The sequence below is a fragment of the Ligilactobacillus murinus genome (genome assembly GCF_003288115.1).
Lineage (GTDB): Bacteria > Bacillota > Bacilli > Lactobacillales > Lactobacillaceae > Ligilactobacillus > Ligilactobacillus murinus.
This window is the reverse complement of record NZ_CP023565.1, coordinates 1,039,449-1,051,676: the sequence shown is the minus strand read 5'-3', so window position 1 is coordinate 1,051,676 and position 12,228 is coordinate 1,039,449. Positions and strand designations below refer to the sequence as shown.

Below are 12,228 nucleotides of genomic sequence, written 5' to 3'. Positions count from 1 at the left end.
TTTTATGGATAAGTTATTTGACAGATTGCAAATGCTCGAAGATCGCTATGAAGAACTCGGCGAATTGCTCTCTGATCCAGATGTGATCGCAGATACCAAGCGCTTTATGGAACTTTCAAAAGAGATGGCCGATCTGCGTGAAACAGTCGAAAAGTATAACAAATATAAGCAAGTCATCCAACAGATCAAAGATGATGAAGAGATGCTTGGGGCAGGACTTGACGATGATGAAATGACAACAATGGTCAAAGAAGAATTGGCAAGCTCAAAAACTGAAAAAGAACAATTAGAAGAAGAGATCAAGATCTTGCTTTTACCTAAGGACCCTAACGATGATAAAAACATCATTATGGAGATCCGTGGCGCTGCTGGTGGGGATGAAGCGAGTTTGTTTGCGGGCGATCTATTCACGATGTATAGCAAGTATGCTGAACATCAAGGCTGGAATATCGAAGTTATCGACAAGACCATGACTGAAGTAGGTGGCTTTAAAGAAATCGCACTCTTGATCAATGGTAAGAGCGTTTATTCTAAATTGAAATATGAATCTGGGGCTCACCGTGTCCAACGGATCCCAGTGACCGAATCTCAAGGTCGGGTGCATACCTCAACGGCTACCGTAGTTGTTATGCCTGAAGAAGAAGATGTTGAGATCGAGATCGATCCAAAAGATATCAGAGTCGATGTTTACCGTGCTTCTGGTGCTGGTGGTCAGCACATCAACAAGACATCTTCAGCTGTGCGGATGACTCACTTGCCAACCGGGATCGTTGTTGCGATGCAAGATCAACGTTCACAACAACAAAACCGTGAAAAAGCGATGAAGATCCTGCGTGCACGTGTCTATGACTATTATGCTGCCCAAGAGCAAAGTGCTTATGATGAAAACCGTAAATCTGCTGTTGGTACTGGGGATCGCTCTGAACGGATCAGAACTTACAACTATCCACAAAACCGCGTTACTGATCACCGGATCGGGCTTAGCTTGAATAAGCTTGACCGCATCATGAACGGTGAATTAGAAGATGTGATCGATGCTTTAGTTCTTTACGATCAAACTAAAGCCTTAGAAGAATTACAAAATGGATAAAATGACCGTTTTTAAAGCTCAGCAATGGGCTTTTTCTTTTATCAAAGATCATGGAAAAGATCCAAGTGTTGCTGATCTGCTCTTGCAAGGTCAGTTGAATTGGAGTACAACAGAGATGTTGATGAATTATCAGACGCAATTGTCAGCTGAACAATTAGAGCGCTTTTTTACCAATGTCAAATTATACTGCCAAGATTGGCCAGCGCAATATTTATTAGGGAAAGCTAACTTTTTTGGCTTAGAGTTCAAAGTAAACGAAGCGACTTTGATCCCACGCCCAGAGACAGAAGAACTAGTCGAGTGGATCTTAGAAACGGAACCTAAAACTTCTTTGCGGGTCTTAGATATCGGGACTGGTACGGGAGCGATCGGCTTAAGTTTGAAACATGAACGTCCTGCTTGGGAAGTGACTTTAAGTGACATTTCCCCCCAAGCGCTAGCGGTTGCCAAAGAAAATAAACAAGCTTTAAAGCTAGAGGCCACACTGATCGAAAGTGATCTTTTCCAAAACATTACGGGCAAATTTGATGTGATCGTCTCAAATCCCCCGTATATTGCCGAATCAGAAGCAGACTTAATGGATAAAAGTGTTTTAGAGCATGAACCTAAAACGGCTTTATTTGCGCCAGATGAGGGCTTATATCTCTATAAAAAATTAGCTGAAAAACTCAGCAAATATCTGACAAAGCAAGGAAAACTTTATTTAGAGATCGGCTTTCAACAAGGTCCAAGTGTAGTCGAGATCTTTAGCAAAGCTTACCCCACAGCTAAAGTTCAATTACGCCAAGATATCACCGGGCATGACCGGATGGTAAAAGTAAGTTTTTAATAGAAAAGAGGAATTAACAGTGCTGATAACTGAGATCTATACACCAGATAAAGTTGCTTTGGCTGCTAAAGAACTACAATTGGGTGAGTTAGTTGCTTTTCCCACTGAAACAGTTTATGGATTAGGAGCTGATGCGACCAATGCCCAAGCGGTCAAACGCGTTTATCTTGCTAAAGGACGCCCATCAGATAATCCTTTGATCGTAACGGTTTGTTCAAAAGAAATGGTTAAACGCTACGTAGGAGATCTGCCTGAAACAGCTCAAAAATTGATGGATGCATTTTGGCCGGGATCATTAACGATCATTTTGCCGATCAAAGCTGGTTTGCTGCCTGATGCAGTCACAGGTGGGTTAAAGACAGCTGCTTTTCGAATGCCCGCTAATCAAACAACACTAGAATTGATCAAAGAAGCTGGCGTTCCCTTAGTTGGTCCCTCGGCTAATTCTTCGGGCAAACCGAGTCCTACGACTGCTGAACATGTTTTTCACGACTTAGAAGGTAAGATCAAAGGGATCGTTGATGATGGTCCGACTACAGTTGGGGTCGAATCCACGATCGTTGACTTAAGTACAGCAATGCCAACTGTTTTACGGCCAGGAGCAGTCACTTCCGAACAGATCAGCGAAATTTTAGGCTGTGAAGTGCGTTCAGATAAGCATCATGTCGGACAAGCTGAGACACCTAAAGCTCCTGGGATGAAGTACAAACACTATGCACCTGATGCTCAAGTTTTGATCGTAAATGCTGATGAATGGGAAGAAGCTTTGGCCTGGGCTAAAACACAGACCGCTAAGATCGGGGTGATGGCTTTTGGACCAGAAATAGCTAAAGTATCGGAGCTACCAGAAAATATCGAAGGCTATTCATTAGGGTCAGACGTTAAGAGTGCTAGCAGTCGGCTCTTTTCGGGACTCAGGACTTTTGATAGCAAAGACTACATCTTATGTGCGGGTGTTTTGGAAACAGGATTAGGTGAAGCTTATATGAATCGCTTAAAGAAAGCAGCTGGAAATGCTTTCTTTAAGGAATTCAATAAGAATAAATAATTTGGTGCGAATAGTAGCAAATAGGCGCATTTTCGGCTAAAATAGGTAGCAGAGCTAGACAAAGGAGGAATTTTAACAATGGGTAAATTTGAAGTCTTAGATCATCCATTGATCCAACACAAACTAACGATCATTCGTGATAAGGATTGCGGGACACGGGAATTTCGTCAATGTGTCGATGAGATCGCAACTTTGATGGCATATGAAGTTTCACGTGAGATGCCGTTAGAAGATGTTGAGATCCAAACGCCGATGGGCAAGACATACAAGAAGCGTTTAGCTGGTAAGAAAGTTGTTGTTGTACCGATCTTACGGGCTGGACTTGGGATGGTAGAAGGTATTTTGAATCTTATCCCGGCTGCTAAAGTTGGTCACATTGGGATGTATCGTGATGAAGAAACGATGCAACCACACGAATATTTCGTTAAGATGCCTAGCGATCTAGCTAGTCGTGAAGTTTTTGTGGTCGATCCAATGTTGGCAACTGGTGGTTCAGCTATTATGGCTGTAGATGCTTTGAAAAAGCGTGGAGCACAATCGATCAAATTTGTGTGTTTAGTTGCTGCACCAGAAGGGGTAGAAGCTTTACGCAAAGCACATCCAGATATCGATATTTTCGCCGCTGCTTTGGATGAACGTCTCGATGAAAATGGTTATATTGTTCCTGGTTTAGGTGACGCGGGCGATCGCTTGTTTGGTACTAAGTAGACAAGTTACGTAATGTGTCGCGAAGTCTAAATTAGTCAAACGCTTTAAATACGGTTGTTGCTCCATTTTTAAACTTTTAGAATAAATTCATTTAAATTTTGAATTTTGGGGGATTTGGTGGTATTATTGCTTTTGTATTCAAACATAGTTTTTTATCTATGCTTGAATCTTAATCTTATGGTTCGACCATTTTGTTCAACCGTATTGATCACAATTGAAAAGAGGTGAAACTTGGTGAATGAAGAATCTCAAGTTTTGGAGCTTTTTGGTATTCCTTTTAATGTAGGTAATTGTCTTTCAGGACTGGTCTCAGCCTTGATCGTCTTTGGGCTCGTCTTTTGGTTCTCACGTAGATTGCAAATGAAGCCAAAGGGTAAGCAAAATATGATCGAGTGGATGATCGATTTTACAAATGGGATCGTCAAAAGCTCCATGCCTGATGAACAGGGGAAAAAATATGGACTCCTTATTTTTACTCTCTTCTTGTTTATCTTTGTTTCTAACCAAATAGGATTGGCTATTCAGCTTCCAATTAATGGCGTGAACTACATTAAAAGTCCAACTGCTTCGCCCGCGACGACTTTGACATTGGCATTTTTAGTCTTGCTCTTATCACATCTCATGGGTGTCGCGAAGTTTGGCTTTAAGGGATATGTCAAGAATTCGTACTTTAGCCCGATGCCGGCCTTATTCCCGATCAATGTTTTGGAACAATTTACGAATTTCTTGACCCTGGCATTACGTCTTTACGGTAACATTTACTCTGGTGAAGTGTTGTTGACTGTTATCTATGAACAGTTAGCTAAATCGCATACACCATGGACGTATTTACCAGCGATTCCACTCGAAATGATTTGGCAGGGATTTTCAGTCTTTATTGGATCGATCCAAGCTTACGTTTTCGTAACATTGACAATGGTTTATATTTCTCAAAAGGTCGAAAAAGAATAATTAACTTATAGGATTAATTTTAAGGAGGATTTTTATTATGACAACAGCTTTAGCTTTACTTGGTGCGGGTCTTGCCGCAGGTTTTGCTGCTATCGGTACAGGTGTTGGTAACGGTTTGGTTATCGCAAAAACTTTGGAAGGTATGTCTCGTCAACCTGAACTTTCAGGCCAATTACGGACAACAATGTTTATCGGGGTCGGTTTGATCGAAGCTGTGCCGATCATCGCTATCGTTATCTCATTCATGTTGATGGCTAAATAATCTCTGATCTATCAGTATAACTTTGTCACATTATTGAAAGATTAGGAGGTGTCAATGAATGAACTCAGCATTACTATTGGCTACTGCTGAAGGTGGTGTACAATGGGGCGACTTCTTATTTTATCTCTGTACTTTCTTGATTTTGATCGCACTCGTTAAGCATTTTGCTTGGGGACCTGTGACTGAAATGATGGAAAAACGGGCCGATAAGATCGCAAATGACATTGATTCGGCAGAAACTGCCCGCAAAAAAGCGGAAGAGCTCGCAGCTAAACGTGAATCAGCGCTTAAGGATTCTCATGTTGAAGCTTCAAAAATCATTGATCGTGCAAAGAAGAACGGTGAACAGCAAAAAGCTACCATCGTGAATTCGGCACAAGAAGAAGTTAGCACATTGAAAAAGAATGCTAAAAAAGACATTGAACAAGAACGCCAAGAAGCGCTCTCCAATGTTAAAAACGATGTAGCTGCTTTATCTGTTGAAATTGCTTCAAAGATCATTCAAAAAGAATTGAGTGCTAAGGACCAAGAAGCCTTGGTCGACTCTTATATCGAAGGGTTGGGGAAGCAAGATGGCATTAGATAAGCAAACAATAGCTAAACGTTATGGAAAAGCTTTGTTTGAAACAGCTAAAGAACAAGATGTTCTAACAGAAACTTCTAGTGAATTAGCTCAGATCAAACAAGTCTTGCAAGCAGAACCACAATTTGTTGATTTCATGACAAGTGCAGCGATCAAACATGATGCTAAGCTTGAAATGTTAAAAAATCTACAAAGTGGTACTTCTGAATTGACATCTAATTTGTTAGCGATGTTATACGATTACAGACGGATCGCCAATTTAGAAGATATTATTGATGAATTCAACAGATTAACTGATGAAGACGAAAAGACAGTTCGCGCAACGGTGACAACTGCGGTCGAGTTGGATCAAACACGTAAAGATAAGATCGCAGCTTCTTTTGCTAAGGTAGTCGGAGCTAAAAAAGTAGAACTTGAAACAGTAGTTGATCCTAAGATCATTGGTGGGGTCGTCTTGCAATCAAGTAGCTACGTGTTTGATGGCTCTATCAAGTCGAAGATCGCAAACATCAAGCGTCTGTTATTAAAATGATTTTTAAAGAGGTGAGACTTTTATGAGCATTAAGGCTGAGGAAATCAGTGCTCTTATCAAGCAACAATTAGCTAATTATCAAGATGAGCTCACTGTCGATGAAGTTGGTACAGTTACTTACGTTGGTGACGGGATCGCTCGTGCTAATGGTCTTGATAACGCCCTTTCTGGTGAACTTCTTCAATTTGAAGATGGTACATATGGGATGGCGCAAAACTTAGAATCAAACGATGTCGGTATCGTTATCTTAGGTGCTTATAAAGGCATTCGTGAAGGCGATACGGTAAAACGCACCGGTAAGATCATGGAAGTCCCTGTAGGGGAAGCTTTGATCGGCCGTGTAGTAAACCCCTTAGGCCAACCGATCGACGGTTTAGGGGAGATCAAAACGGACAAGACTCGTCCGGTAGAACGTAAGGCTCCTGGCGTTATGGAACGTCAATCTGTTAATGAACCACTTCAAACAGGTATCAAAGCGATCGATGCACTTGTGCCGATCGGTCGTGGCCAACGTGAATTAGTTATCGGTGACCGTAAGACTGGTAAGACATCAGTTGCGGTCGATACGATCTTAAATCAAAAAGCCCAAGACATGATCTGTATTTATGTCGCTATTGGTCAAAAGGAATCAACTGTTCGTACTCAAGTAGAAACATTGCGCAAATATGGTGCTATGGACTACACGATCGTTGTTTCAGCTGGTCCTTCTTCACCAGCGCCATTACTTTGGTTAGCTCCATATGCTGGGGCTGCAATGGGTGAAGAATTCATGTTCAACGGCAAGCATGTTTTGATCGTGTATGATGATCTTTCAAAACAAGCTGATGCTTACCGTGAACTTTCTTTGATCTTGAGACGTCCACCTGGTCGTGAAGCTTATCCCGGGGATGTTTTCTATCTTCACTCACGTTTGTTGGAACGTGCAGCTAAACTTAGTGATGAATTAGGTGGCGGTTCGATGACTGCTTTACCATTTATCGAAACTAAGGCTGGTGACGTTTCAGCTTATATTCCAACTAATGTTATCTCCATCACTGATGGTCAGATCTTCTTGGATAGCGATAACTTCTATTCTGGTATTCGTCCAGCTATCGATGCGGGTACTTCGGTTTCTCGTGTTGGTGGTTCGGCTCAGATCAAAGCGATGAAGAAAGTTGCTGGTACATTACGTTTGGACTTAGCTTCATATCGTGAATTGGAATCATTTGCACAATTTGGTTCTGATCTTGATGAAGCAACACAAGCTAAGTTGAATCGTGGGCGTCGGACAGTTGAGGTCTTGAAGCAACCACTTCACAAGCCACTTCCAGTTGAAAAGCAAGTCTTGATCTTATATGCTTTGACACACGGCTTCTTAGATTCTGTTGTTGTTGATGAGATCTTGCGTTATCAAGATGAAATGTTTGCTTTCTTTGATAGCAATCACAAAGATCTCTTAGATCACATTGCTAAGACTGGTCAATTACCAGACACAGATAAATTAGATACAGCAATCAAAGAATTTGCAGCAACTTTTCAAGCAAATTCAAAATAAGAAAGGGTGGTGAGAGCTAATGCCAGCTTCTTTACAAGAAGTTAAGCGTCGAATCGTTTCGACTAAGAAAACTGGACAGATCACAAGTGCGATGCAAATGGTCTCGACTGCTAAGTTGAGCCAGATCCAAAAGCACTCTGTAAGTTATCAAGTTTATGCTTCGAAGATTCGTAGCGTGATCACCCACTTGGCTCAATCTCATTTGCTTGATTCTGCTTCTGTAAGTGAGACCGGAAAAGACCAAGCGGGCAAACTCAACACCTTAGGTATGCTCAAACAACGTCCTGTGAAAAAGACCGGAATCGTCGTTGTGACTTCAGATCGTGGTTTGGTTGGTAGTTACAACAGTAACGTTATCAAACAAACGCTTGATCTGATCAAAGAAAACGGCCACACCAAAGATGATGTTGTGATCATCGCGGTCGGTGGTACCGGGGCTGAATTTTTCAGCAAACGTGGTTACAACGTTGCGTATGAATTTCGCGGTGTCAAAGACGTACCGACATTTAGAGAAGTGCGTCCGATCGTTGAAGCTGTCGTGACAATGTATAGCAATGGGCTGTACGATCAATTATTTGTTTGTTACAACCACTTTGTTAACACTTTGACCTCTATTTTCCGAGCTGAAAAGATGTTACCGATCACAGCTGAAAATATGGGTGATGATGACTTGACTGCACTTGGTGAAGATCAAAAGTATCATATCGAATATGAAACAGAACCTTCACGTGATGCGATCTTAGAAGTTATCTTGCCTCAATATGCGGAAAGTTTGGTTTATGGAGCTATTTTAGACGCTAAGACTTCGGAACATGCATCAAGTTCGACTGCCATGAAGTCGGCTTCTGATAACGCTAAGGATATTATTTCGGCGTTAGAGCTTCAATATAACCGTGCACGTCAAAGTGCGATCACAACTGAAATTACAGAAATCACAGGTGCGCAAGCTGCCTTAGATTAGAACGATTAGGAGGAATTAACTAGATGAGTTACGGTAAAGTAGTTCAGGTAATCGGCCCAGTTGTCGATGTCCAATTCCCTCTTAGTGAATCCTTACCTGATATTAACAATGCTTTAACAGTTGAACGTGAAGATGGATCAAAATTGGTGATCGAAGTTGCTCTTGAATTGGGTGACGGCGTAATGCGGACGATCGCGATGGATTCTACTGATGGCCTTCAACGTGGGGCAAAAGTTGTTGATAACGGCGCAGCTATCAGTGTGCCCGTTGGTAATGATACTTTGGGACGTGTTTTCAACGTCTTAGGGGAAACAATTGATAATGGTCCAGAAATTAGTGCCGACCATCGCAGAGATCCTATTCACCGCGATGCGCCAGCTTATGACCAATTAAACACAAGTACAGAAATTCTTGAAACAGGGATCAAAGTTATTGACTTATTAGCTCCTTATATCAAGGGTGGTAAGATCGGTCTCTTCGGTGGTGCCGGTGTTGGTAAGACCGTTTTGATCCAAGAATTGATCCACAACATTGCACAAGAACATAACGGTATTTCCGTCTTTACTGGTGTTGGTGAACGTACACGTGAAGGTAATGACCTTTACTTTGAAATGAAAGAATCAGGCGTTTTAGAGAAAACAGCCATGGTCTTTGGTCAGATGAACGAGCCACCTGGAGCTCGGATGCGGGTAGCCTTGACTGGTTTGACGATCGCGGAATACTTCCGTGATGTTGAAGGCCAAGACGTGTTATTGTTTATCGATAACATTTTCCGCTTTACCCAAGCTGGTTCTGAAGTTTCTGCCTTGTTAGGCCGTATTCCATCTGCCGTTGGTTACCAACCAACATTGGCAACTGAAATGGGTCAATTACAAGAACGTATCACTTCAACTAAGAAGGGTTCTGTTACATCGATCCAAGCCGTTTACGTGCCTGCCGATGACTACACTGACCCTGCACCAGCAACGACCTTTGCTCACTTGGATGCTACAACTAACTTGGAACGTTCCTTGACCCAACAAGGTATCTATCCAGCCGTTGATCCATTGGCATCTACTTCAAGTGCTTTGGCACCTGAGATCGTGGGTGAAGAACATTACCGTGTAGCGACTGAAGTCCAACACGTATTACAACGTTACCGTGAATTACAAGATATCATTTCGATCTTAGGTATGGACGAATTGTCTGATGAAGAAAAAGTTATCGTTTCACGTGCCCGCCGGATCCAATTCTTCTTGTCCCAAAACTTTAACGTTGCGGAACAATTTACTGGTGTCCCAGGTTCTTATGTCCCAGTTGAAGAAACAGTTAAAGGCTTTAAAGAGATCCTTGAAGGCAAGTACGATGATCTTCCAGAAGATGCTTTCCGGAGCTGTGGTCCGATCGAAGATGTTGTGAAAAAAGCTGAACAGATGACACAAGGCAATTAAGGGGGTAGCGTCCAATGGATGAAAAACCTGTATTAACTGTCAATGTGGTTACGCCTGATGGATCAGTTTATGAAAATACAACTGATCTGGTGATCTGTACAACAACAGTTGGGCAAGTCGGTATCATGCCGAACCGTCTACCTTTGTTGGCATCACTGGCAATTGATAAAATCAGAGTCAAGACAGGTGAAGATACCTTTGATGAAGTCGCAGTTAGCGGTGGATTCATCGAATTTTCAAACAATGTTTTATCTGTAGTTGCATCAGCAGCTGAAAGAAAAGAAGAGATCGACACTTCACGGGCTGAACGAGCGCGCAAGCGTGCGGAAGCGCGAATCGCTAAAGCTAAAGAAAACCACGATGATAATGAATTAAAACGTGCTGAAGTTTCTTTACGCCGGGCGGTCAACCGTTTGAGTGTTTCGAAGAAATAATTAAAAAGGACCTTGTCATTTTTAGGCAAGGTTCTTTTTGATACATCTGAGTAAACGCGTTACCCATATTTGGCGTAGATATAGCTACATTTTTTTAGAGATTCACCGTAAATGAGTGACTGAACCGAAAAATTATGCTATGATTATTTCGGATTGAGTAAAAGAGAAGAGGGAAAAAAGATGCAGTATATAGGAATAATGGCGCTTTTGACGATCATCAGTCATTTTGTCTTTATCGCCTTGGCATTTGTAGGGCTCCAGTCTTTGAGACTCGATCGCTACATTGGACCGGCACAGCAAAATAGCTTCCGACTTGTGTTAGTCATGGTCGCGGTAGCTCTTGGTTTTGCCTGCAGTTCGTTTTTTACGAGCTTTGTGGACAATGTGGTACATCTATCATATCTGATTTAAATAAATATAGTAATTTTCGGAGGAGTAACAATTGGAAAAGATTATTGTGCGTGGCGGGCATAAATTGAATGGAACAGTAGAGATCGAAGGAGCAAAAAATGCGGTCTTACCGATTTTAGCTGCGGGTATCTTACCAAGCGAAGGTCGCACATTTTTGACAAATGTTCCGATTTTATCTGACGTTTATACAATGAATAATGTAATTCGCTTTTTAAACGTTAAGGTTGGTTTTGACGAAGAAAATAAAACGATTGCATTGGACGCAACTGATGAGCTTTCTTATGAAGCACCATTCAAATATGTCTCAAAGATGCGAGCATCGATCGTTGTTTTGGGACCACTGTTGGCGCGTTTAGGTCGTGCTAAAGTGGCGATGCCAGGTGGCTGTGCGATCGGTTCACGTCCGATCGACTTACATTTGAAAGGTCTTGAAGCTTTAGGCGCAAAGATCGAGCGACATGACGGTTATATTGAGGCTTTTGCTCCAAATGGACTTCAGGGGGCAAACATCTACCTTGATTTCCCAAGTGTTGGGGCAACCCAAAATATCATGATGGCAGCTACTTTAGCCAAGGGAACTACGATCATCGAAAATGTTGCGCGTGAACCAGAGATCGTTGACTTAGCTAACATTTTGAACAAAATGGGGGCTAAAGTCAAAGGTGCTGGAACTGAAACCTTGAAGATCACAGGGGTCGAGAATTTACACGGTACAGAACATGCGATCATCCAAGATCGGATCGAGGCCGGGACGTTTATGGTCGCTGCGGCTTTGACTAAGGGAAATGTTTTGATCAAAGATGCTGTAGCCGAACATAATAAGCCTTTGATCTCTAAATTAGAAGAGATGGGTGTTCAAGTCTTAGAAGAAGAAAATGGTTTGCGCATCATTGGACCAGAACAATTGAAGCCAACCACGGTCAAGACTTTGCCACATCCAGGTTTCCCAACGGATATGCAACCACAATTTTCGATCTTGCAGCTAGCAGCTAAGGGTACGAGCATCTTGACTGAAACTGTTTTTGAAAATCGTTTCATGCATTTAGAAGAGATGCGTCGTATGAATGCTGACTTTAAGATTGAAGGTAATTCGGTCATTATTTACGGTCCAACTGATTTTTCAGGTGCTGAAGTAGCGGCAACTGATCTACGGGCTGCCGCAGCCTTAGTTTTAGCGGGACTTTTATCACGTGGGATCACTCAAGTTACACATTTACAATATTTGGATCGTGGTTATTATCACTTCCATCAAAAATTAGCTGCTTTAGGGGCAGAGATCAAACGGATCGACGATATTACAAACGAAGAATACGTTATTTCCAAGAAAAAGATCAAATAATAATTTTAAGGGCTGCAAGTTATTTTAGCAGCCTTTTTTAATAAAATATTTTAAAATTAACCTAATTTGATTGGGGAAACACGGTTTTTCAGGTGCAATTAATATGCTATAATTGG

Annotated in this window: 14 protein-coding genes; all 14 read left to right on the top strand. The window is 41.8% G+C overall.

Annotated features, from left to right (window positions below; all coding sequences use genetic code 11):
- Positions 1-4: 4 nt before the first annotated feature.
- The 14 genes from prfA (at position 5) to murA (ending at position 12,112) form a co-directional block, all read left to right on the top strand.
- Positions 5-1,090 carry a peptide chain release factor 1 gene (gene prfA, locus CPS94_RS05235; RefSeq protein WP_004049180.1) on the top strand — a complete coding sequence of 362 codons (1,086 nt, stop codon included), beginning with the start codon at positions 5-7 and terminating at the stop codon, positions 1,088-1,090.
- On the top strand, positions 1,083-1,919 hold the full coding sequence (prmC, locus tag CPS94_RS05230) for a peptide chain release factor N(5)-glutamine methyltransferase (RefSeq protein WP_056959787.1): 837 nt from the start codon (positions 1,083-1,085) through the stop codon (positions 1,917-1,919). The genes prfA and prmC overlap by 8 nt, the downstream gene beginning before the upstream one ends.
- A gap of 19 nt (positions 1,920-1,938) precedes the next feature.
- A complete protein-coding gene (locus CPS94_RS05225; protein WP_112194635.1) occupies positions 1,939-2,967 on the top strand; it encodes an L-threonylcarbamoyladenylate synthase in 1,029 nt (342 codons plus the stop codon).
- A gap of 78 nt (positions 2,968-3,045) precedes the next feature.
- Positions 3,046-3,675, top strand: coding sequence for a uracil phosphoribosyltransferase (gene upp / locus CPS94_RS05220; RefSeq protein WP_004049174.1), 630 nt, complete (start codon positions 3,046-3,048; stop codon positions 3,673-3,675).
- Between the two features lie 234 nt (positions 3,676-3,909).
- Positions 3,910-4,626 (top strand): F0F1 ATP synthase subunit A, encoded by a 717-nt coding sequence (gene atpB / locus CPS94_RS05215; RefSeq protein WP_004049171.1) that lies wholly within the window; start codon positions 3,910-3,912, stop codon positions 4,624-4,626.
- 37 nt (positions 4,627-4,663) lie between these two features.
- A complete protein-coding gene (gene atpE / locus CPS94_RS05210; protein ID WP_004049169.1) occupies positions 4,664-4,888 on the top strand; it encodes a F0F1 ATP synthase subunit C in 225 nt (74 codons plus the stop codon).
- 58 nt (positions 4,889-4,946) lie between these two features.
- Positions 4,947-5,474 (top strand): F0F1 ATP synthase subunit B, encoded by a 528-nt coding sequence (atpF, locus tag CPS94_RS05205; protein ID WP_004049167.1) that lies wholly within the window; start codon positions 4,947-4,949, stop codon positions 5,472-5,474.
- Positions 5,461-6,003, top strand: a complete 543-nt coding sequence (gene atpH, locus CPS94_RS05200; protein ID WP_004049164.1) for an ATP synthase F1 subunit delta — start codon at positions 5,461-5,463, stop codon at positions 6,001-6,003. Before atpF ends, atpH begins: the two co-directional genes overlap by 14 nt.
- A 22-nt stretch (positions 6,004-6,025) precedes the next feature.
- Positions 6,026-7,537: a F0F1 ATP synthase subunit alpha gene (gene atpA / locus CPS94_RS05195; protein ID WP_112194637.1), complete on the top strand. Its 1,512-nt coding sequence runs from the start codon at positions 6,026-6,028 to the stop codon at positions 7,535-7,537.
- 19 nt (positions 7,538-7,556) lie between these two features.
- Positions 7,557-8,498 (top strand): F0F1 ATP synthase subunit gamma, encoded by a 942-nt coding sequence (locus tag CPS94_RS05190; RefSeq protein WP_112194639.1) that lies wholly within the window; start codon positions 7,557-7,559, stop codon positions 8,496-8,498.
- 23 nt (positions 8,499-8,521) lie between these two features.
- A complete protein-coding gene (atpD, locus tag CPS94_RS05185) occupies positions 8,522-9,928 on the top strand; it encodes a F0F1 ATP synthase subunit beta (protein WP_004049159.1) in 1,407 nt (468 codons plus the stop codon).
- Between the two features lie 14 nt (positions 9,929-9,942).
- Positions 9,943-10,362: a F0F1 ATP synthase subunit epsilon gene (locus CPS94_RS05180; RefSeq protein WP_004049156.1), complete on the top strand. Its 420-nt coding sequence runs from the start codon at positions 9,943-9,945 to the stop codon at positions 10,360-10,362.
- 180 nt (positions 10,363-10,542) lie between these two features.
- The gene (locus tag CPS94_RS05175; RefSeq protein WP_056959777.1) at positions 10,543-10,773 is read left to right on the top strand and encodes a DUF1146 family protein; all 231 of its coding nucleotides are present in this window, start codon (positions 10,543-10,545) and stop codon (positions 10,771-10,773) included.
- A gap of 31 nt (positions 10,774-10,804) precedes the next feature.
- Positions 10,805-12,112: a UDP-N-acetylglucosamine 1-carboxyvinyltransferase gene (murA, locus tag CPS94_RS05170; protein ID WP_112194641.1), complete on the top strand. Its 1,308-nt coding sequence runs from the start codon at positions 10,805-10,807 to the stop codon at positions 12,110-12,112.
- Positions 12,113-12,228: the final 116 nt, after the last annotated feature.